The sequence below is a fragment of the Kribbella sp. CWNU-51 genome (assembly GCF_054073265.1).
This window is the reverse complement of record NZ_JBSXMZ010000016.1, coordinates 28,963-48,632: the sequence shown is the minus strand read 5'-3', so window position 1 is coordinate 48,632 and position 19,670 is coordinate 28,963. Positions and strand designations below refer to the sequence as shown.

General features: G+C 69.3%; 26 protein-coding genes and 1 riboswitch. Of the genes, 18 read left to right on the top strand and 8 right to left on the bottom strand.

Annotation, left to right across the window (positions count from 1 at the left end):
- Window positions 1–52 precede the first annotated feature (52 nt).
- Window positions 53–186, top strand: a riboswitch (FMN riboswitch).
- Between the two features lie 142 nt (window positions 187–328).
- The 5 genes from ribD to ribH are packed head-to-tail and all read left to right on the top strand — an operon-like array spanning window position 329 to window position 4,353.
- Window positions 329–1,366, top strand: a complete 1,038-nt coding sequence (ribD, locus tag ACXC9Q_RS20250) for a bifunctional diaminohydroxyphosphoribosylaminopyrimidine deaminase/5-amino-6-(5-phosphoribosylamino)uracil reductase RibD (RefSeq protein ID WP_457058159.1) — start codon at window positions 329–331, stop codon at window positions 1,364–1,366.
- Window positions 1,367–1,972 carry a riboflavin synthase gene (locus ACXC9Q_RS20245; RefSeq protein ID WP_457058158.1) on the top strand — a complete coding sequence of 202 codons (606 nt, stop codon included), beginning with the start codon at window positions 1,367–1,369 and terminating at the stop codon, window positions 1,970–1,972. It begins immediately after the preceding gene.
- On the top strand, window positions 1,969–2,643 hold the full coding sequence (pnuC, locus tag ACXC9Q_RS20240) for a nicotinamide riboside transporter PnuC (protein WP_329480580.1): 675 nt from the start codon (window positions 1,969–1,971) through the stop codon (window positions 2,641–2,643). The genes ACXC9Q_RS20245 and pnuC overlap by 4 nt, the downstream gene beginning before the upstream one ends.
- A 1-nt stretch (window position 2,644) precedes the next feature.
- On the top strand, window positions 2,645–3,883 hold the full coding sequence (locus ACXC9Q_RS20235) for a bifunctional 3,4-dihydroxy-2-butanone-4-phosphate synthase/GTP cyclohydrolase II (RefSeq protein ID WP_457058157.1): 1,239 nt from the start codon (window positions 2,645–2,647) through the stop codon (window positions 3,881–3,883).
- On the top strand, window positions 3,883–4,353 hold the full coding sequence (ribH, locus tag ACXC9Q_RS20230; protein ID WP_457058156.1) for a 6,7-dimethyl-8-ribityllumazine synthase: 471 nt from the start codon (window positions 3,883–3,885) through the stop codon (window positions 4,351–4,353). The genes ACXC9Q_RS20235 and ribH overlap by 1 nt, the downstream gene beginning before the upstream one ends.
- Before the next feature lie 165 nt (window positions 4,354–4,518).
- Here the strand turns inward: ribH and ACXC9Q_RS20225 are convergent, their stop codons facing one another.
- Window positions 4,519–5,481 carry a hypothetical protein gene (locus ACXC9Q_RS20225; RefSeq protein ID WP_457058155.1) on the bottom strand — a complete coding sequence of 321 codons (963 nt, stop codon included), beginning with the start codon at window positions 5,479–5,481 and terminating at the stop codon, window positions 4,519–4,521.
- A 62-nt stretch (window positions 5,482–5,543) separates the two neighbouring features.
- Between ACXC9Q_RS20225 and ACXC9Q_RS20220 the strand changes: the two genes are divergently transcribed.
- Window positions 5,544–6,509, top strand: a complete 966-nt coding sequence (locus ACXC9Q_RS20220; RefSeq protein ID WP_457058154.1) for a helix-turn-helix transcriptional regulator — start codon at window positions 5,544–5,546, stop codon at window positions 6,507–6,509.
- Here ACXC9Q_RS20220 and ACXC9Q_RS20215 read toward each other — a convergent pair.
- Window positions 6,500–6,994, bottom strand: coding sequence for a MarR family transcriptional regulator (locus tag ACXC9Q_RS20215; RefSeq protein ID WP_457058153.1), 495 nt, complete (start codon window positions 6,992–6,994; stop codon window positions 6,500–6,502). The genes ACXC9Q_RS20220 and ACXC9Q_RS20215 overlap by 10 nt on opposite strands.
- 67 nt (window positions 6,995–7,061) lie before the next feature.
- Here ACXC9Q_RS20215 and ACXC9Q_RS20210 point away from each other — a divergent pair, with 67 nt between their 5' ends.
- Together ACXC9Q_RS20210 and ACXC9Q_RS20205 are read left to right on the top strand one after the other, a co-directional pair.
- On the top strand, window positions 7,062–7,700 hold the full coding sequence (locus tag ACXC9Q_RS20210) for an NAD(P)-dependent oxidoreductase (protein WP_457058152.1): 639 nt from the start codon (window positions 7,062–7,064) through the stop codon (window positions 7,698–7,700).
- Entirely contained in the window at window positions 7,700–8,191 is a 492-nt protein-coding gene (locus tag ACXC9Q_RS20205; protein WP_457058151.1) for an anthrone oxygenase family protein, read from the top strand. Before ACXC9Q_RS20210 ends, ACXC9Q_RS20205 begins: the two co-directional genes overlap by 1 nt.
- Window positions 8,192–8,290: 99 nt before the next feature.
- Here ACXC9Q_RS20205 and ACXC9Q_RS20200 read toward each other — a convergent pair whose 3' ends face one another.
- A complete protein-coding gene (locus ACXC9Q_RS20200; RefSeq protein ID WP_457058150.1) occupies window positions 8,291–9,277 on the bottom strand; it encodes a P1 family peptidase in 987 nt (328 codons plus the stop codon).
- Here ACXC9Q_RS20200 and ACXC9Q_RS20195 point away from each other — a divergent pair.
- A complete protein-coding gene (locus tag ACXC9Q_RS20195; RefSeq protein ID WP_457058149.1) occupies window positions 9,276–9,989 on the top strand; it encodes an MBL fold metallo-hydrolase in 714 nt (237 codons plus the stop codon). The two genes, ACXC9Q_RS20200 and ACXC9Q_RS20195, sit on opposite strands and share 2 nt — an antisense overlap.
- Here the strand turns inward: ACXC9Q_RS20195 and ACXC9Q_RS20190 are convergent.
- Entirely contained in the window at window positions 9,966–10,370 is a 405-nt protein-coding gene (locus ACXC9Q_RS20190; RefSeq protein WP_328518884.1) for a VOC family protein, read from the bottom strand. The genes ACXC9Q_RS20195 and ACXC9Q_RS20190 overlap by 24 nt on opposite strands.
- Window positions 10,371–10,452: 82 nt before the next feature.
- Between ACXC9Q_RS20190 and ACXC9Q_RS20185 the strand changes: the two genes are divergently transcribed.
- Genes ACXC9Q_RS20185 through ACXC9Q_RS20175 form a run of 3 tightly spaced genes read left to right on the top strand, consistent with a single transcriptional unit; the run spans window position 10,453 to window position 12,079 of the window.
- Window positions 10,453–10,716, top strand: coding sequence for a phosphoribosyl-ATP diphosphatase (locus tag ACXC9Q_RS20185; RefSeq protein ID WP_328518885.1), 264 nt, complete (start codon window positions 10,453–10,455; stop codon window positions 10,714–10,716).
- 51 nt (window positions 10,717–10,767) lie between these two features.
- Entirely contained in the window at window positions 10,768–11,616 is an 849-nt protein-coding gene (hisG, locus tag ACXC9Q_RS20180; RefSeq protein ID WP_457058148.1) for an ATP phosphoribosyltransferase, read from the top strand.
- Between the two features lies 1 nt (window position 11,617).
- A complete protein-coding gene (locus tag ACXC9Q_RS20175; RefSeq protein ID WP_457058147.1) occupies window positions 11,618–12,079 on the top strand; it encodes a PH domain-containing protein in 462 nt (153 codons plus the stop codon).
- Here the strand turns inward: ACXC9Q_RS20175 and ACXC9Q_RS20170 are convergent.
- The gene (locus tag ACXC9Q_RS20170; protein ID WP_457058146.1) at window positions 12,076–12,966 is read right to left on the bottom strand and encodes an aldose 1-epimerase family protein; all 891 of its coding nucleotides are present in this window, start codon (window positions 12,964–12,966) and stop codon (window positions 12,076–12,078) included. The genes ACXC9Q_RS20175 and ACXC9Q_RS20170 overlap by 4 nt on opposite strands.
- A 92-nt stretch (window positions 12,967–13,058) precedes the next feature.
- On the opposite strand from ACXC9Q_RS20170, the gene ACXC9Q_RS20165 reads away from it, so the two are divergent.
- Genes ACXC9Q_RS20165 through ACXC9Q_RS20150 form a run of 4 tightly spaced genes read left to right on the top strand, consistent with a single transcriptional unit; the run spans window position 13,059 to window position 15,891 of the window.
- Window positions 13,059–13,403: a YciI family protein gene (locus tag ACXC9Q_RS20165; protein ID WP_405068409.1), complete on the top strand. Its 345-nt coding sequence runs from the start codon at window positions 13,059–13,061 to the stop codon at window positions 13,401–13,403.
- Window position 13,404: 1 nt separating this feature from the next.
- Window positions 13,405–14,643, top strand: a complete 1,239-nt coding sequence (locus ACXC9Q_RS20160; protein ID WP_457058144.1) for an RNA polymerase sigma factor — start codon at window positions 13,405–13,407, stop codon at window positions 14,641–14,643.
- The gene (locus ACXC9Q_RS20155) at window positions 14,640–15,428 is read left to right on the top strand and encodes a class I SAM-dependent methyltransferase (RefSeq protein ID WP_457058142.1); all 789 of its coding nucleotides are present in this window, start codon (window positions 14,640–14,642) and stop codon (window positions 15,426–15,428) included. The genes ACXC9Q_RS20160 and ACXC9Q_RS20155 overlap by 4 nt, the downstream gene beginning before the upstream one ends.
- Before the next feature lie 4 nt (window positions 15,429–15,432).
- Window positions 15,433–15,891, top strand: a complete 459-nt coding sequence (locus ACXC9Q_RS20150) for a group II truncated hemoglobin (RefSeq protein ID WP_457058140.1) — start codon at window positions 15,433–15,435, stop codon at window positions 15,889–15,891.
- Here the strand turns inward: ACXC9Q_RS20150 and ACXC9Q_RS20145 are convergent.
- On the bottom strand, window positions 15,870–16,547 hold the full coding sequence (locus tag ACXC9Q_RS20145; protein ID WP_457058139.1) for a uridine kinase family protein: 678 nt from the start codon (window positions 16,545–16,547) through the stop codon (window positions 15,870–15,872). The genes ACXC9Q_RS20150 and ACXC9Q_RS20145 overlap by 22 nt on opposite strands.
- A complete protein-coding gene (locus ACXC9Q_RS20140) occupies window positions 16,534–17,028 on the bottom strand; it encodes a hypothetical protein (protein WP_457058138.1) in 495 nt (164 codons plus the stop codon). Before ACXC9Q_RS20140 ends, ACXC9Q_RS20145 begins: the two co-directional genes overlap by 14 nt.
- Window positions 17,029–17,116: 88 nt before the next feature.
- On the opposite strand from ACXC9Q_RS20140, the gene ACXC9Q_RS20135 reads away from it, so the two are divergent.
- Together ACXC9Q_RS20135 and ACXC9Q_RS20130 are read left to right on the top strand one after the other, a co-directional pair.
- On the top strand, window positions 17,117–17,608 hold the full coding sequence (locus tag ACXC9Q_RS20135) for an SseB family protein (RefSeq protein WP_457058137.1): 492 nt from the start codon (window positions 17,117–17,119) through the stop codon (window positions 17,606–17,608).
- Between the two features lie 138 nt (window positions 17,609–17,746).
- Window positions 17,747–18,454: a TetR/AcrR family transcriptional regulator gene (locus ACXC9Q_RS20130; RefSeq protein WP_457058135.1), complete on the top strand. Its 708-nt coding sequence runs from the start codon at window positions 17,747–17,749 to the stop codon at window positions 18,452–18,454.
- Here ACXC9Q_RS20130 and ACXC9Q_RS20125 read toward each other — a convergent pair.
- Window positions 18,445–19,620 carry a glycoside hydrolase 5 family protein gene (locus ACXC9Q_RS20125; RefSeq protein ID WP_457058134.1) on the bottom strand — a complete coding sequence of 392 codons (1,176 nt, stop codon included), beginning with the start codon at window positions 19,618–19,620 and terminating at the stop codon, window positions 18,445–18,447. The genes ACXC9Q_RS20130 and ACXC9Q_RS20125 overlap by 10 nt on opposite strands.
- Window positions 19,621–19,670: the final 50 nt, after the last annotated feature.

The following is a 19,670-nucleotide window of genomic DNA, read 5'->3' as shown; positions in this document are numbered from 1 at the left end:
GTCGTAGTGGGAGTTGCCGGGGAGGGCATACTTGAATCACGAGTGAACCCACTCGCGTGCTCCGGGGTCGGTGTAATTCCGAGCCGGCGGTGACAGTCCGCGACCCGGCCGCTGCGGTATGGCGGCCGGTTGACCTGGTGGAATTCCAGGACCGACGGTGAAAGTCCGGATGGGAGGCGCACGCGATCGGCGGGTGCGCTCTGGCGTCCGGTAACGCGGCCCGCGATGGGCGGCGGAACCCGAGTCCGAAATGGACCCCCCCGGACGGCAGTGCGTGAGCGCCGGTTGTCATGGCCCCGGAGTTCGTCCGTGACGACGAGGGGCCGTAGTGAGCAAGACTTCGCCGATTGACGTCGCCTGGATGCGGCGTGCGATCGAGTTGGCCGCGAAAGGTGTCGGCAGTACCCACCCGAACCCGGTGGTGGGCTGCGTGATCACCGGCCCGGACGGGCATCCGGTCGGTGAGGGGTTCCATGCCGTTGCCGGTGGCCCCCATGCCGAGGTCGAGGCGCTCCGGATGGCGGGACCACGAGCCCGCGGCGGTACGGCGTACGTGACCTTGGAGCCCTGTAATCACACCGGCCGGACCGGGCCGTGTGCCGACGCGCTGATCGAGGCCGGGATCACCCGCGTGGTGTACGCCGTACCCGACCCGAACAACGAGGCCGCCGGTGGCGCCGAGAAGCTGAGCCGCAAGAACATCCAGGTCGAGCAGGGCGTCCTGGAAGCCGAGGCCGAGGCGGTCAACCACGTCTGGCTGCACAGCGTGCGGATGGGGCGGCCGTTCGTCACCTGGAAGTTCGCCACCACACTCGACGGGCGCAGTGCGGCGCCGGACCGGAGCAGCCGGTGGATCACCGGCCCGATCGCGCGCGCCGACGTGCACCGGCACCGGGCCGAGTGCGACGCCATCGTCGTCGGCACCCAGACCGTGCTGGACGACGACCCCGAACTCACGGTCCGCGACGAGAACGACGTACCGGCAGCTCGGCAGCCGCTCCGCGTCGTGGTCGGCGACCGTGAGATCCCGCCGACCGCGAAGGTCCGCAACGACCGCGCGGAGACCTTGCTCCTGCCCACCCACGATCCCGCCGAAGTGCTCCGGCAGCTGGACGACCGGCAGATCCGGCACCTCTGGCTCGAAGGCGGCCCGACGCTGGCCGCTGCGTTCCTGCGCGCCCAGCTCGTCGACCAGATCGTCGCCTACATCGCCCCGGCGGTGCTGGGCTCCGGGTACGCCGCGATCGGGGACCTGGGCGCGGAATCGATCGACCACCTGCGGCGGTTCAAGTTAGCGGACGTCACCCGCCTCGGCGACGACGTCCGGCTGATCCTGACGCCGCTCGAACCGCAAAGGACACCCTGAATGTTCACCGGAATCGTCGAGGAGCTCGGCACCATCGAAGCCCTCGACCTGCTCGAAGGTGACGCCGCCCGGCTCACCATTCGCGGCCCGTTGGTGACCGAGGACGCCGGCCACGGCGACTCGATCGCGGTCAACGGCTGCTGCCTGACCGTCGTCGAGACCGGCGACGGCACGTTCACGGCCGACGTGATGCGCGAGACGTTGCAGCGCACCAGCCTCGGCCAGGCCGCCAAGGGTTCGCGCGTCAACCTGGAGCGGGCCGTCGCCGCGCACGCCCGGCTCGGCGGGCACATCGTCCAGGGCCACGTCGACGGCGTCGGCACGATCGCGAGCCGGACGCCGTCCGAGCACTGGGAAGACGTCCGGATCGCCGCGCCCGCGGACATCCTCAAGTACGTCGCCGAGAAGGGCTCGATCGCGATCGACGGGGTCTCGCTGACCGTCACCGACGTGGACGACGCGACCGGGACGTTCGGGGTCAGCCTGATCCCCACCACGCTCGAACTCACCGTGCTGGGCGCCAACCAGGTCGGTGACACCGTCAATCTCGAGGTCGACGTGATCGCCAAGTACGTCGAACGACTGCTCAACGGAGGCACCAAGTGAACCCGATCGACTGGCTACTGCATTCGCAGGTGGTGATCGCCGGTTCGGCAGTCCTGGTCCGGGAGATCGTCGGCAACGGCTTCGGTCTCGCCAGCGCCCTGTTCGGCATGCGCCGGCGCGTCGCGGCCTGGCCGATCGGCATCGTCGGCAACGTCTTGCTGTTCACCGTCTTCGTCGGCGGGGTCTTCGACACACCGCAGGACAAGGACCTCTGGGGTCAGGCCGGCCGCCAGGTGTTCTTCGCGATCATCAGCGTCTACGGCTGGTATCGCTGGTACCAGACCCGGCACCACGGCGCGACCACGGGCGTGCAGCCGCGCTGGGCGACGACGCGGGAGCGGCTCGAGTTGCTCGGCATCGCGGTGGTCCTCTACGCGATCGCGTACGTCGTCCTCCGCGAACTGGGCTCGTGGGGTCCGCAGTGGGACGCGTGGATCCTGACCGGCTCGATCCTGGCGACGTACGGGATGGCTCGCGGATTCGTGGAGTTCTGGCTGATCTGGATCGCAGTGGACGTGGTGGGCGTACCGCTGCTGGTGCAGGCGAAGTTCTACCCGTCGGCGACGATGTACGTCGTCTACGGACTGTTCTGCGTGCTCGGCTTCGCGTCCTGGTGGAAGATCCAGAACCGCGAACGCGTCGGCACGCCCGAACCAGTGGTGGTGGGATGACATGGGTAACGTGCTGAAGCTCGACACGATCGAGCATGCGATCGACGAGATCCGGGCCGGACGGCCGGTGATCGTGGTCGACGACGAGGACCGCGAGAACGAGGGCGACCTGATCTTCGCGGCGTCCAAGGCGACTCCGGAGCTGCTGGCATTCCTGATCCGGTACAGCTCAGGCGTGGTCTGTGTGCCGATGGAGGGCGCCGAGCTCGACCGGCTCGGCGTCCCGCTGATGACGCCGCACAACCGGGAGCGGATGCGTACGGCGTACACGATCTCGGTCGACGCCCGTGACAGCATCAGCACCGGGATCTCGGCGGCCGACCGGGCCCGGACGATCCGGGTGCTGACCGACTCGGCCTCGGAGCCGTACGACCTGGTCCAGCCCGGCCACGTGTTCCCGCTGCGCGGGCGCGAGGGCGGCGTACTGGTCCGGCCCGGGCACACCGAGGCGTCGATCGACCTGGCCCGGATGGCCGGGCTGACGCCGGCCGCGGTCATTTCCGAGCTGGTGAACGACGACGGCACGATGAAGCGCGGTCCGCAGCTGCGGACGTTCGCCGACGAGCACGGGCTGGTGCTGGTGTCGATCGACGATCTGATCCGGTACCGGCGCCGTACCGAATCGCAGATCCAGCGCGTCGCGACGACCACGCTGCCGACGCAGTACGGCGATTTCGTTGCCCACGGCTACCGGAACACGGTGGACGGGTCGGAGCAGCTGGCGCTGGTTCGCGGCGAGATCGGCGACGGACCGACGCTGGTGCGGTTGCATTCGGAGTGCTTGACCGGTGATGTGTTCGGCTCGCTGCGGTGTGACTGTGGTCCGCAGCTCGATGAGGCGATGCGGCAGGTTGCGGCTGAGGGCGGCGTCGTCGTGTATCTGCGCGGTCATGAGGGACGCGGGATCGGGCTGTTGCACAAGCTGCAGGCTTATGAGCTGCAGGACGCGGGCCGGGACACGGTTGACGCGAACCTGGATCTCGGGTTGCCGGCGGATGCGCGCGACTACGGCACCGGCGCGCAGATCCTCGCGGATCTGGGCGTGAAAGAGGTGCGGTTGCTGACCAACAACCCGGACAAGCTCGCCGGGGTCCAGGGGTACGGCATCGACGTGGTCGAGCGCCGCAGCATCTCGATCGACCCGACCGAACACAACCTGCGGTACCTGCGGACGAAGCGCGACCGGATGGGTCATCACCTGCCCGGCGGCGTGCTCACGGAAGAGAACGGAGCCGGCTGATGTCGGGCAGTGGAGCACCAACCATCGAGGTCCCGCGCGCGGACGGGGCCCGGGTCGCGATCGTCGCGGCCCGGTGGCACCCGAAGGTCACCGACGCTCTGGTCGCGGGTGCGATCCGCGCGCTCGACGACTCCGGCGTCACCGACTACACGGTGGTCCGGGTGCCGGGGTCCTTCGAGCTCCCGGTCGCGTCGCTGCACGCGGCCAAGAACGGGTACGACGCTGTGGTGGCGCTGGGCGTGGTGATCCGCGGTGACACTCCGCACTTCGAGTACGTCTGCCAGGCGGCGACCGAAGGTCTCATGCAGGTCGGCGTGAGTACGGGCATCCCGATCGGCTTCGGCGTACTCACTTGCGACAACGACCCCCAGGCCCTGGACCGAGCAGGCCTCCCCGACAGCCGCGAAGACAAGGGCTACGAGGCAACCCAAGCAGCCCTCTCCACTCTGGTTGCCATCCGCGAGTTGTAGCGGTCAGTCGCGGACCGGATTGGCCGAGTCGTGGCGATTGGCGGCAGTGCGATCGATCGAGTCGTGAATCGGTGCTCGCGATGAGGCATTCTCGCCGACCCCGATCCACGACTCGTGCCCGAAAGGATGCGCGGTTGGGCGGGTAGCGCGTGGGAACGGCCACCGCTACTTGATCCGGGTGTGTTGCATTTTCCAGTTGGGGAGCCAGGTTTTGCCGCCGTCGGTGGAGAAGGATTGCTCCCAGGCGGCCTTGTCGACGCCTGGGGTCCAGCGGAAGCGGACGTCGATGGGCTGACCGTCCCAGACGTCCGGACCCTCGAAGGTCCCGGTGCCGTCCTCGGCGAAGGAGCCGATGACGGGGGTCTCCAACTGGCCGCGGAGGCTGTTGATCCAGTGGATGGCCCAGGTCTTCGACTCGGGGTTGTAGATGCGGAGGGTTGCGCCGCGGAAGCCCTCGGTCGGGAACCAGCCCTCGTCGAAGCTGATCGCTCCGTCGAAGTACGTCGTGACTTCCATCTCGGACTGCATGTCGTACCACTCGGCCGGCTCGCCCAAGACAGGCTTGCGGCGGCTGTTGTGCATGTCCCAGCGACCGACGAGGAAGTCGAAATCACCGGTCACCTTGGGGATCTTGAGGGCGGGTGGGGGCGTGGACCGGCGGGTGAAGTCCATGATCCAGTTGGTTTCCCAGGTCTCGCCGCCGTCGTTGGAGTACGCCTGCTCCCAGTGCGCGGTCTCCGCGGTGATGTCCGACCACTCGTAGCTGCAGAGGATCGGCTTCCCGTCGAGCTCGTCCTCACCGACCAGCCGGCAGGTCGAGCCGTCCTCCGACCAGCCGCCGCGCACCGGGGGATAGAGCTGCATCGTGGTGCTGTTGATCCACCAGATGCTCCACTCCTTGGCGATCGGGTCGAACAACCGCACCGACAGGCCGTACGACCCTTTCGTCGGGAAGCGCACCTCGTCGATGCTGATCGCCCCGTCGAAGTACGTGTGTGCCGTCGTCGTGCCGTCGTACTGCAGCCACTCGTCGCTCCCGGCGAAGGCTTGCTTCAAGGTTCGGTGCCGGACGTCGAAATACCCGTTGAGGAAGTCGAAGTCGCCGGTCACCTTGGTCCATGTCGTCATGCAGCCAAGCTTCGCCGCCATACCTGACAGGTCATGGCAGTGTTTGCGGCTAACCTCGGAGCATGCGTTCGAGTCGGTTGCTGTCGATCCTGCTGTTGCTGCAGACGCGGCGGCAGTTGACCGCGCGTGAGCTCGCCGAGGAACTCGAGGTGTCGCTGCGCACCATCTACCGCGACGTCGAGGCGCTCGCGGCGGCCGGCGTTCCGGTGTACGCCGATCAGGGGCGGGCCGGCGGCTATCGGCTGGTCGAGGGGTACCGGACGAGGCTGACCGGACTCACCGAGCAGGAGGCGGCCGCGCTGTTCCTGGTCGGCCTGCCCGGCGCGGCCGCGGCGTTCGGGTTGACCGCCGAGACGAGCGGGGCCGAGCTGAAGCTGCTGGCCGCGCTGGCGCCGGACCAGCGGGATCGCGCCGGGCGGCTGAAGAACCGCTTCCACCTCGACCTGCCCGCCTGGTACCAGGACGCCGAGAACTCGCCGCATCTCGCCGCCGTCGCCGACGCCGTACTGCACGACCGCCGGATCAAGGTGCTCTACCGCCGATGGGAGGAGCCGCGGGAGGTCGAACGTGTGCTGGCGCCGTACGGGCTCGTGCTCAAGAACGGCAGTTGGTACGTCGTTTCCGCGACCGCGAAGGGGATGCGCACGTACCGCGTCTCGAACATCCTCGAGCTGACGCCGACCGAGGAGGAGTTCGAGCGGACCGAAGGGTTCGACCTATCGCGGTACTGGCAGGAGCATCTCGATCAGTTCGACCAGGTCCGCTTCACCGCGTACGCCGTACTCCGGGTGTCGGCGCGGTTGGTCGGGCGCATGCACGACATCTCGTTCCCGCAGTTGGTCAAGGCGGTCGCGGCGGCTGAGCCGGCGGAGGACGGCAGTGTGACGGTCACACTGCCGATCGAGTCGGTGCCGAACGCGGCGGCTGCGTTCTGCCGGTTCGGTGATGCCGTCGAGGTGCTGGAGCCGCCGGAGTTGCGGACCGAGCTGGCGAGGCTCGGCCGCACGCTGTCCGACCTCTACTCCTGAGCCAGCTGGTCGTTGGCCCGCTCGCCCGCCTCGCTGCTGCGGCGGAGGAAGCCGGCGATCAGGTCGAGCTCGGCCTCGCTGTAGCCGGCCAGGACGTCGTCCATCGCGCCGATCATCGGCTGGTAGAGCCGGAACACCTCCATCCCGCGGTCCGGCAGGACGCGGATGGTGACGCTGCGGCGGTCCGCCCGGGCGCGGTCGCGGGCGATCCAGCCCGCCCGTTCGAGCCGGTCGAGGATGCCGGTCAGCGTGGCCGGGTGCAGTCCGGCCTGGCGGGCCAGGGCGCTCGGCGTCAGCGGGCCGCTGCGCGCCAGGACGTCGAGGCAGTCGAGGTCGACGTCCTTCAGCGCCAGCTTGCCGCCGACCTGGTGGTTCAGCAGGGCGAGCTGGATCCGCAGATCGCGGAGGGCGGCCTTGATCTCGTTCCCGGCGCGGCGACGCTGGCGCTGTGCGTGGCGCGGGTCACCTGTTTCTGTCTGTTCCATATCTTATGAGTTCCGTACTATATGAGTTACAGAGCAGATTTCACGGTAGCGCATGAAGGAGTCCGGAATGAAGATCACGGTGTTCGGGGCGACGGGCGGGATCGGCGGTCACGTCGTCCGGCAGGCTCTCGAGGCGGGGCACAAGGTGACGGCGGTGGTGCGTACGTCGTCGGCGTTCGACCTGGAGCATTCGTCGCTGGAGGTGTTCCGGGTGCCCGGGTTGGGCGAGGCGGAGCCGCTGCGGGATGCGGTGGACGGGAGCGAGGCGGTCATCTCCGGGGTGGGGGCGCGCGGGCGCAAGGACGGGCCGGTCGCGTCGGAGAGCACGCGTTCCATACTGGCCGCGCTGTCAGCGGTCGGCGTACGGCGGTTTGTCGCGGTGAGCGCCGCGCCCATCGGACCGGTGCCGGCGGATGAGAGCTTCCTCAACCGGCGGGTGGTGTACCCGGTGATCAACGCCTTCGCCGCCGATGTGTACGCCGATCTGCGCGTGATGGAGGCCGACATCATGAGCAGTTCGGCCGCGTGGACGATCGTCCGGCCGCCGAAGCTCACGAACAAGGCGCTGACCGGCACGTATCGGACGGTTGTTGGCGGGACGGTCACGCGGGGGTATCTGATCTCGCGGGCCGACGTGGCTCACCTGATGCTTGCGGTGCTCGACGATCCGGCGACGATCAACCAGCCGGTCGGGTTGGCGTACTGATGACCCCGGTCGTGCGTGGGGTGAGTCTGCTGTTCAGCGGGCTCTTCGCCGGCTTCTTGCTGTGTGTGCTGGTGCTCGAGAACTCGTTGCGCGGGTTCGATGCGTCGGTCTACACGCAGGTCCGGCTGGTCGAGCTGGACCGGCTGGACACGCTCGCGTCGGTGACCCTGATCCCGGCGATCGTGACCACGGTCGTGCTCGCAATCCGGGCCCGAGGCAACGATCGACGGCTGGTGCTCGTGGCGATCGCGCTGCTGTTGGTCGTGTTCACGACGACGCTCGCGATCAACCTGCCGATCAATGCGGACCAGTCGTCGTGGTCGGTGCAGAACCCGCCGGCCGACTGGTCCAGCGTGCGCGACCACTGGCAGCTCGCACACCTGATCCGCACCGCCGCCGCCCTGCTCGCCTTCGGCTCGCTGATCGGCTCCGCGCTCACCCACCGAACCCCCGCGAACCACCCCACCCCCCACACCGCCGTACCCGCATAGTCCCCCACCCCACGTGCCGATTCGACCTTGAGCACCCACCAACCATTTCGAGACGCCGAAAGTGGTTGGTGGGTGCTCAAGGTGGAGCCGCGGGACGGATCAGCGAAGTACGCCGGCCGACCTCAACCGCTCGATGATGAGGTCGTGGGGGACGGCTCGGGCGCTGTTGCCGCGGTGGCCGGTGGTGGTGTGGGCCATCGTCAGTGAGTTGAGGAGGGCTTCTTCGACGGACTCGGTGACGGCTTGGAACGGGCCGCGGAGGTCGCGGTCGGCGTAACTCGGCCTGCGGTTGGTGGTGAAGGCGATCGCGTAGTCGCCGCTGCCGGGGGCGTAGTCGGAGCCGACGCGGGCGAGCGCGAAGATCGCGCGGCGGGCCAGGCGGCCGAGTTGGCGGGCGTCGAGCGGGAGGTCGGTGGCGACGACGATCATGCAGGAGTTGCCGTCGGCGTCGAGCGGCCGAGCCGGGATCGGAGTGCCGAGGACCGCGAGCAGACCGGAGAAGTTGGACTGAACCAGAGCACCGACCGTGCCCACGCCAGCTCCGAGGGTGCGGGAGGCAGTGCCGATTCCGGCCTTGAAGCCGAGGGCCGACGTACCGGTGCCGGCTCCGACGCACCCCTCGGCGGGGAGGTCGGGGGAGGCCGAGTCCAGGGCGGTGTGGACGTGTTCGGGGGTGATCGGGCGGCGGCGGATGTCGGAGAGGTAGCCGTCGTTGGTCTCGCCGACGATCGGGTTGAGGCTGGTGGCGTTCGGGTCGCGGTCGAGGAGCCAGGTGAGGAAGGCGTCGGCGACGCGGAAGACACTCAACGTCCCGGTGAGCAGGATCGGGGTCTCGATCACGCCGAGTTCGTCGACCTGGGTGGAGCCGACGAGTTTGCCGTACCCGTTGCCGACCGCAACCGCCGCCGGCAGCCCCTCGACGTACCCGTCCGGCACGATCGCCGTCACCCCGGTGTTGAGATCGCCACCGGAGATCGTTGTCTGCCCGACCCGCACCCCAGGTACGTCGGTGATCGCGTTGAGCGCACCGGGTGGGAGGGTGCCGACGACGGCGCCGAGGTCACGGACTCTGCGGGGAGTGTGCATGCGCACTATCGTCGGCCAGGTGCTCGAACACTTGACCGGTCGGGTCTGGCTCTACCCCCACGACCCTGACCCCGACGCGGTCCGCCCGTCCGTAGCCGTCATCGCCGACGACCGTGGCAGCGTCCTGATCGACGCCGGCAACAGCCCCGACCATGCCCGCGACATCCAGTCAGCCATCGCGACCGCCGGGCTGCCCGCGCCGAAGTGGCTGGTCTACACCCACCACCACTGGGACCACACCTGGGGTGCCTGCGCCTGGCCGGGCGACGTGACCGTGGTTGCCCACGCCGCGTCCGTCGAGCTTCTCCGCGCCGAGGCCGATCGCCCGTGGAGCCATCGCTACCTCTACGACCAGGTCAAAGCCAACCCCAAACTTGGCCCCAGCTTCCGCGCCCGCGCCCTCGCGGTCCCCGACTGGGCGGATTTCCGCATCGTCCTCCCGCACCAGACCTTCGACGACACGCTCACGCTGCCGACAGGCGTCGTACTGCGTCATGTCGGTGGCAACCACGCACTGGACTCCCTGGTGGCGATCGATTCCGGCGTCATGGTGCTCGGCGACGCCTTCTACCCACCGCCGTTCCACCTGCGCGCGCCTGACGACACCCTCGACTACGCGATGGTCAAGGAGTTCCTGTCCGAGCGCCACTCCCACTACGTCGACGCCCACTCACCACCACGAACCCTGTCAGCCGCCCTGGTGGGGCAGTAGCGGCGACTTGTCGCCGACGAACCACAGGTGGCCGAAGGGATCCAAGAAGGTGCCCTGCCGGTGTGGGCCCCAGGGCATCGCGTGGATGCGTACCGGGTCCTTCCTCGGGTCTGCGCCGGCGTCGACGGCGCGCTGGATGAAGGTGTCCGGGTCGTCCACGAAGACCTCGACCCGCACCGTCGGGAGGCCGACCGCCTCAGGCGTCGCCCAGCCGTTGTTGCCCGGCTCGCCGAGGAAGAAGGCCGCGCCGCCGACGCTCAGCCCGATCACGCTGCCCAGGTTCCACAGCTCCACGGCGCCGAGCGCCCGCGCGTACCACTCCGCCGCGGCCGGTGCGTCCGGCACCGCCAGCATCACCGAGATCTGCACTTGTTCGTCCACGACTCCAGTAACCCACAGAACGGGTCCGCCTGCCGGACCTGAGGACGATCCCGCCGCACCGGCCCCGTAGGCTGGGCGCGCGATGAAGAGATTTGAGGAGCTGTTTGCCGAGCTGGGCGAGAAGGCGGCGACGCGGCCGGAGGGTTCCGGGACCGTGGCGGCGCTGGATGCGGGCGTGCACGCGATCGGCAAGAAGCTGGTCGAAGAGGCCGCCGAGTCCTGGATGGCTGCCGAGTACGAGAGCAAGGACCGGGCCGCGGAAGAGCTGTCACAACTGCTCTACCACGCCCAGGTGATGATGCACGCGCTCGGCCTGGACCTCGACGACGTGTACCGACATCTGTAGGAGACGCCCCACAGACCCACCGGTTCACCTCACCATCGAAAGGGCAGTGCCATGCTGCGCGTCGCAGTACCCAACAAGGGCTCGTTGAGCGAAGCCGCCATCGAGATGCTCACCGAGGCCGGCTACAAACAGCGCCGGACCACCAAGGACCTCACTCTCACCGACACGGCCAACGAGGTCGAGTTCTACTACCTGCGCCCGCGGGACATCGCCGTGTACGTCGGCGAGGGCACCCTCGACGTCGGTATCTCTGGCCGCGATCTGGTGCTCGACTCGCACGCGGACGCCGATGTGATCATGGGCCTCGGCTTCGGCTCGTCCACCTTCCGGTTCGCCGGTCGGCCGGGCGTCGCCGACTCCGTCAAGGACCTGGCCGGCAAGCGGATCGCCACGTCGTACGCCGGGGTCCTGCAGGATCACCTGGCCGAGAACGGTGTGGACGCCGCCGTGGTCCGCCTCGACGGCGCGGTCGAGTCGGCCGTCCAGTTGGGCGTCGCGGACGTGATCGCCGACGTCGTCGAAACGGGTACGACGCTGCGCCAGGCCGGACTGGAAGTGTTCGGCGACCCGATCCTGAAGTCCGAGGCCGTGCTGATCAAACGGCACGGCGTGGAGACCCCGCCGAACGGGATCCAGCAGTTGGTCCGCCGGCTCGAGGGCGTTCTGATCGCGCGCAACTACGTGATGATGGACTACGACATCCGCGCCGAGGACGTCGACGCGGCGACCGCGGTCGCGCCCGGCCTCGAGTCGCCGACGGTCTCGCCGCTGCACCGGCAGGGCTGGGTCGCCGTCCGGGTGATGGTCCAGCGGGCCGACGCGCAGCGGCTGATGGACCAGCTGTGGGAGGTGGGCGCACGTGCCATCCTCACCACCGACATCCACGCCTGCCGGATCTGACATGACCGACCGGCTGTTCACCTTCCATCCGCGGATCGTGGCGCTGATGGCCGGTCTGATGGGTCTGTCGCTGATCGCCGTGTTCGGGGTGATCTGGTTCCGGCTGCCGGCGGATGCGCGGGAGTCGTTCAGCTGGTTCCAGCGGCTCACATTGCTGGCGTTCTTCGGTGCGATCGCGTGGATCCTGTACCGGATGACGACCCTGCGGGTGACGGCGTACGCGGATCATCTGCGGATCCGCAACGTGTTCAAGTCGTACACGCTGTCGTGGGACGAGATCTCCGCCCTGCGGTTCCGCTCGGGCGACGCCTGGCTCCAGCTGTTCGATGCCGACGGCAACCGGCTCGGGATCCTCGCGGTTCAGGCCGCCGAAGGATCCCGAGCGAGCCGGGCCGCCAAGGAGCTGGCGGCGGTGGCCCGCGAACACGGCGCCGGCCCGGCCACCAGGCACCCCGAGATCTAGGCCGACACCCGGAGCGTCGTGGTGTGCGACTCACCGGGCTTCAGGACGATCAGGTCCTGCCCGGTGATGAAGGCGTTCGGCGGACAGGTCATCGGCTCGACGGCGAGCGCCGTACGTCCGATCGCGGCGCCGGTGTAGAGCTGCAGCCACGGCGTGTCACTGGTCAGGACCGCCTTGGCGCCGGTGTCCGGATCGGTCAGCCTGACCGACCACGAGCCGCCGCCCAGACCGGTGAACGCGTTGTCGATGTCCAACTCTCCGAGCACCCGGCCGGCGGCGAAGTCGAAAGGCGAGCCGGCGACCGGGGTGAGTCCGATCGGTGTCATCCGCTCGGGTGACACCTCCAGCCACTCAGCCGCGCTGAACTCCAGCACGCACTCGTCGATCCGGCGGCCCACGCTCAGGTAGGGATGGGTGCCGTACCCGTACGGTGCGTCGCTCGCTCCGACGTTGGTGGCGGTGGCGTCGACAGTCAGCCCGTCGTCGCTCAGCCGATAGGTGAGCCGGAGGTCGAGCTGATGCGGGTATCCCGGCTGGCCGTGGAGCCGGTGGCTGGCCTCGACCACGGAAGGGTCTGTCCCGTCGTCCACGCGCTCCCAGTTCGCCCAGCGAGTCAGGCCGTGGATCGCGTTCTGAAGGGTGGGCTCCGTCAGAGCGAGCTGCTGGTCGACGCCCTGGAAGGTGTACTTGCCGTCCGAGATCCGGTTCGGCCACGGGAACAGCTGCTGGCCGATCCCCGCATGCGCCGGCTCGTCCTCGCCGTACCCGAGCACCACCGGCCGCCCGTCGTACGTGAGCCCGCGCAACCCACCGCCGACGCTCACAACGGTCCCCTCGTAACCGCCGGCCCGAATCGTCCACTGCTCACCAGAAGGCAACACGCTCATGGGACCCATCCTCACAAATTTCCGGTCGACGGTGTCCATCGGAGGGGACCCCGTTCGTGGTGATGCTGTAGACACGCTGACAGGAGGTTCTGATGAAGTACATGCTCTTGATCAACGCCGGTGAGCTCGACGCGAGCGGGGGAGCGGTCGGGTGTGAGCCGGAGGACTGGATGCGGTTCGACAAGGAGATCAACGACTCGGGCGTCGTCGTGGCGTCGGAATCGCTGGCCGACCTGGTCACGGCCACCCGGGTGCAGGTCGCCAACGACGGGAAGCGGACCGTCACCGACGGGCCGTTCGCCGAGACCCGGGAGGTGCTCGGCGGGTTCTTCGTGATCGACGTACCCGATCTCGACGTCGCGCTCGACTGGGCGGCCAAATGCCCGGGATCGCGGGCCGGTGGCTCGGTGGTGGTCCGCCCGGTCGCGGAGTTCTGACGTGGACCAGGTCGAGGCGGTCTTCCGGGAGGAGCGCGGCCGGCTGCTGGCCGCGCTCGTCCGGCGGTTCGGCGACCTCGACCTGGCCGAGGAGGTCGCCTCGGAGGCGATCGAGGCGGCGCTGGTGCGCTGGCCGGTCGACGGCGTACCGCCGAACCCGGGCGGCTGGCTGATGACCACAGCCCGGCGGAAGGCGGTCGACCGGTTGCGGCGCGACCAGGTGTACGCCGCCAAACTCGCCGTCCTGCAGGTCGAGGCGGACCGGGCCGCGCCGCCGTCCGTGGACGGCCAGTTGCCGGACGAGCGGTTGGAACTGTTCTTCACCTGCGCGCATCCGGCGCTCGCGCCCGAGGACCGGGGTGCGCTGACCCTGCGCTGCCTGGCGGGGCTGACCACGCCGGAGGTTGCGCGGGCGTTCCTGGTCCCGACCGCGACGATGGCGAAGCGGATCGTCCGGGCGAAGACGAAGATCCGGGAAGCGCGGATCCCGTTCCGCGTCCCCGGCCCGGACGAGCTGCCGGAGCGCCTGCCCGGCGTCCTGCAGGTGATCTACTCGGTTTTCACTGAGGGATACGCCGCCAGCTCCGGTCCGTACCTGCAACGCCTCGACCTCGCGGAGGAGGCGATCCGGCTGGCCCGGATCCTGCACCGGCTGCTCCCGAAGGAGCGCGAGGTGACCGGGCTGCTCTCCTTGATGCTGCTGATCCACGCCCGCCGGGACGCTCGCAGCGGACCCAACGGCGAGATCATCCTGCTCGAAGACCAGGACCGCGACCGTTGGGACCGCGCCATGATCACCGAAGGCCGGGACCTGGTGGTCGCCGCCCTCACCGGCGGCTCGGCCGGCCCGTACTCCGTCCAGGCCGCGATCGCCGCCCTCCACGACGAGGCCGCGGATTTCGCCGGCACCGACTGGCCGCAGATCGTCAGGCTGTACGACGTCCTGCTCGCGATCGACCCGTCTCCGGTGATCGCGCTCAACCGCGCCGCCGCGATCGCGATGCGCGACGGACCCGAGGCCGGGCTGGCGCTGCTGGCCGAGCTCGCCGGCGAACCCCGCCTGCGCGACTACCACCCGTTCGCCCTCGCCTGCGCCGACCTGCTGCACCGGCTCGGACGCTTGCCCGAGGCAACCGCGGCGTACGAGCGGGCGTTGAGTCTGGCCGGCGCCGAACCGGAACGAGACCATGTCCGCCGCCGGCTCGCGGCGATCACGACGTCGACGGAGGAGATCCGATGACCGAACCCGACGAGCGTCTCAGCCGGACGGCGCGCGGCTGGGACGAGGCGGCCGACGGCTATCAGGCGTACTTCGTGCCCCGCTTCGCCCCCTGGGTGAAGGCTGCTGTCGAGGCGGTGGCCGAGGTGCCAGACGGGCCCATCCTGGTGCCGTGCTGCGGGACCTTCCCCGAGCTCGACCTGCTCGCACCACGGTTCCCCGGGCGGGCGATCGTCGGCATCGACCTGTCGGCGGAGATGGTGCGGCTGGCCCGGGAACGGGCAAGCCGGCTGCCGGACGTCAACGTGTTCCAGGGTGATGCCGCGGCGCTTGATCCACGATGGTCCGGCTCCTGCGCGGCGGTCGTGTCGGTGTTCGGCCTGCAGCAGCTACCGGCCCCGGCGGCGGCCATCGGCTCGTGGTTCGGCGCGCTCCGGCCCGGCGGACGGATGTGCGTTGTCTACTGGCCTGAGATGGCCGAGGAGACCGGGCCGTTCGCCCTCCTCGACACGGTCCTCGAAGCCCGCGCGGACCGCTCGTGGGAGGACGGACTCGTCGATGCCCTCGTCGACGCGGTCGTCGAGCGGGACGAGCTCGTGGCCTATCCGATGACTCACCCGAGTGCGGCGGCGTACTTCGACGCCGCGGATCGGGCCGGACCGCTGCGGGCGCTCGCCCTCGACCGGGGCGACGCCTTCATCGCGGGACTGCGCAAGCAGTACGTCGACCAGGCGCCGGCGGGAGAGTGGATCCATCATCCGCACGCCAGGCTGCTCGCCGTCCGGAAGGGGACGAGTGCAGACTGACTCCATGCAGACGGTGTACGAAGCGGCGGGTGGGGCTGATGGGATGCTGCGGCTGGCGCACGCGTGGCACGAGCGGGTGATGGCCGACGAGATCGTGAGCCACGCGTTCAGCCACGGGTTCCGGCCGGATCACAGTGAGCGGCTGGCGGCGTACTGGGGTGAGGCGCTCGGCGGACCGCTCGCGTACTCCGGGACCTACGGGGACGAGACGTCCGTCGTCCGGCTGCACAGCGGGAACGGTCAGCACGAGGAGATGGATCGCCGGGCGATCGCGTGCTTCGACGAGGCGCTCGCCGATGTCGGACTGGCCGACGACCGGCTGCGTACCGTGTTGCACGACTACTTCGCGTGGGCGACCACTGTGCCGATGGCGCAGTACCACCACTCGGCCGACGACGTGCCGTCCGGCCTGGTCATCCCGCAGTGGTCCTGGGACGGCCTTCAGGACGCGGCTGAGTCGTGAGGCGGTAGTGCCACCGACTTGGTGATGACCTCCAGCGCCGGGTCGTGCGGAATCGACGGGTTCCCGTCGACGATCACGTGGGCGCGGGAGCGGGTGGCCTGGTCGGCGAAATGGTCGCGCTCCCACCGCATCCACTCCAGCCAGTGGTCGCGCTGGGCCTCGCCGTCGCGTTCGATGCCGCGGTCCAGGCGGACCTCGTTCGACGTCTCGATCCACAGCCGCAGGGACTGCCAGTGGCCGGCGTCGCGGTCGCACGAGGTGACGCCCTCGACGATGAGCAGCTCGATCGTGACCGGTACGACGTGCAACTCGGCGTACGCGCCGAGGTGCCAGTCGTAGCGTCGGTACCGGCCTTCGCGGCCGTCGGCGATCCGCTGCAGGACGTGGTCGCGCAGCAGGCCGAAACCACGCTCGGCTCCGGACCAGCCGTCGTACAGGTCGTCCATGTGGATGACGGCGGTGTGCAGTCCACGGGCCTCGGCCCGGGCCGCGACGTTCGCCGCGAGGCTGGACTTGCCGGAGCCGGCCGGTCCGTCGATGCCGATCAGCCGGGTCCGGCCGAGGCGCGGTGGGCCGGACTGGACGTTGTCGAGCAGGGAGTCGATGGTCAGGGGGGCGAGAGTGCCGTGGTCAGCGGCGATTTCAGTTGATTCCATGGCGTTTCAAGATGTCCTCGATCTCGTCGAACTCCGACGATTCCTGCTGCTTGGCCTTGGACCCCTTGGCGGGCTTGGCAGCTTTGGCGGGAGCGGCCGACGCGGGTGCGGGACCCGTGGCGGTCAGCTCGCCCGCGGGCGAGGCGGGTTTCTTCTGTACCTTCGGGGTGTCGCCACGCCGCCCGCGGGCCACGCCGGACACGACGTACAGCACCACCGAGACGCCGAACAGCGCGACCCCGGCCCACACGGTCGGCGAGAAGATCAGGTGGGTGAGCCAGCTCACCGCCGATCTGACGATGTCCCAGACCAGCTCCAGCAGCCCGGTCAGGTACAGCGAGACCGGGAGCAGGGACCAGGCCACGCCGCGCGTGCCGGCCGCGACCCCGCGGCGCCGCCACGCGGCCCACGAGCCGATCAGGCCGAGCAGCGTGAGGCCTACGCAGAACGGCAGCAGCGTCAAATCGTTGAAGTCAGGCACACACCCAGGCTCGCACAGTCCGCGCCGGAACCAAGAGGGGAACAGCCCTGACCCCACCCTGAAACCCCGCTCCGGGGACAATGGCCGGGTGCAACCACAACGGCGACTGGCCTTCACGGGGTTCGACAACGACGACGGATCGGCCGACCCCGCGCTGGCCGAGGCGCTCGCGGAGGGTGACCACGGCGCGATGCTGGCGGCGCTGACCAAGGCGCGGCTGCTGGTGCCGGTGGTCGCGATGCTCGGCGAGGTCGAGTACGACGAGAACGGCCTGGCGCACGACAAGACGTCGGACATGGCGGTCGCGCTGCTCCAGGGCCAGGACGGCCGCAACGCCTTACTGGCCTTCACCGGAACCGAGAGCCTGGTCCGCTGGAGCCCTGACGCCCGCCCGATGCCGGCGCAGACCAAGCTGGTCGCGACCGCGGCCATCCAGGAGGGCGCCGCCGCGATCGTCCTCGACATCGCCGGCCCGGCGACCGGCGTGATCGAGACCGACGACGTACGGCGCCTGGCCGCCGGCCTCCAGGTGGTCCGCCTCGAAGACGGCGGCTACGCGTGGATCGAGCCGGCTCCCTGACGCTTTCCGGAAGAAAAGTGTCACGGAGAGCCGGCTTCTTTCCGGAAAGCCGGTCCGTAGGCCTCCCGCCCGGTGTCCGTTCCACGGGGGTGCTAGCACTCCTCTTCAGGCCGGCCGTCGTACGCGAGGATGGAGGGTATGAAGGAGGACCTGCCGCCGGGGCTGGCGTTGTCATGGGGTGTGCAGCCGGTGCAGCGGCGTGGGCCGAAGCCGGCGCTGTCGGTCGAGCGGATCGTGGCGACCGGGATCGAGTTCGGCGACCGGCATGGGTTCGAGGCGATCTCGCTGCAGAAGATCGCGGCGCATTTCGGCGTCAGCACGAACGCGATGTACCGGTACGTCCGGTCCAAGGACGAGCTGATCGTGCTGGTCCACGACACCGCGGTCGGACTACCGCCGGAGCTCCCGTCCGGTTGGCGGCCGGCGGCGACCGCGTGGGTCCACGCCCAGGTCGAGTTGTACGCCGTACGCCCCTGGCTGCTCGAGGTCCCGATCCGGGGTGCGCCCGTGACGCCGAACGTGCTGCGCTGGATCGAGGCGATTCTTGGGGCGATGGCCGGGACCGGGCTCAGCCAGCACGACAACCTTGGTTGCCTCATGCTCCTGGACGGATATGCGCGCAACTACGCGAACCTGGCGCGGCAGCTCGGGGCCAGTGACAACACGCCCGTGCAGGCCGAGCAGGTCGGCCGGTTCCTCGTGCCGCGGCTGATCGCGGGCGGCTATCCGATGCTGACCGCGCTGTACACCAACCAGGAGTACGAGGACGGTCTGGACGACGAGCTTGAGTTCGGTCTGACCCGCATCCTCGACGGCATCCAGGTCCTGATCGACCGTCAGTCCTGAGGCAGTACGATCCGGACCGGGCCGTCGGTGCGGGCCGCGACCCACTGGCGGTGGAATTCGCTGCCGGGGGCAACTTCCGGCCGCCGGTGTGGCTGGGTGCGGAGGTTGACCGGCGACGCCAGTGTGGTGGGCGCCGGTTGCGGCGGTACGCCGTTCGCCCGGACCTCCGCGATCACGTCCGCGAGGGCTCGCGCGGCCGGCTTCCGCTGATGGTCGACGGTGAACAGGCCCAGGTCGTACTCCCGATCCGGGAAGTCCAGCAGCCGCCGGTCGATGTCGTGCGACGACCACCAGGTCACACCCCACAGCGCAGGATTCGGCAGCACCGACTCGACCGTCCGCCGGGTGAACTCGGCCTGCAGTTCCACCGGAATGTCCGGCCCCGGTACGCCGATCTCCTGCAACCACACGGGTCGCGCCGGGTCGAGCGAGGTCGCTTTGGCGAGCTCGACCAGGTAGTCGGCGTGGGTGAGCGTCGCCGGCCCGAGGGGACCGTCCACTCGTGAGACCCCGTTGAAAACCCACGAGTGGACAGTGCTCAGGTCACCCAGCTCCACGACATCAACGGGGTGGAACGGGTGGCCGGCCTTGTACCAGGCGTCGTCGAACAGCGAGTGCAGCGCAAGGACGTCGGGTGCGGCCTTCTTCACAGTGGTCAGCAGGTCCTGCGCCCAGTTCGTTGACGCGGCTGGGGTCGTCGGGCTGTCCGGCCAGAGGTTGTTGACCTCGTTCCCGAGCGTGATCGCAAAGACGTTCGGCCGCGTCGCGACCGCGCGCGCCACGGTGTCGACGTACGCCGCGAGCCCGTCGCGGACCGCCGGATCCTCGAACAGGCTGGTCTTGTGCCAGGTCAGCACCCAGGACGGCAGGAAGTCGAAGCTCGACAGATGGCCCTGGATCAGGTCGACCGCGACCGTCAGCCCATGCTCGGCGGCGGCGTCGATGGTGTCGAGCAGGTCGTCGATCGCGCGCTCACGGATGATCGCCCGGTTCGGCTGGATCCAGGGCCAGACCGGGAACACCCGGACGTGGTCCAGGCCGATCTCGGCCAGGTCCGCGAAGTCCCGCCGTACCGCGTCGCCGTCGTAGTCGAGCCAGCTGTAGAACCAGCCGGCCGAGGGGACGTGGTTCGCGCCGAACCGGGGCGTGACGGGATCCAGGGGCATGCGGAGGATGCTAAAACGGTTTAGGGCACAACAGCAACCGATCCCCTCCG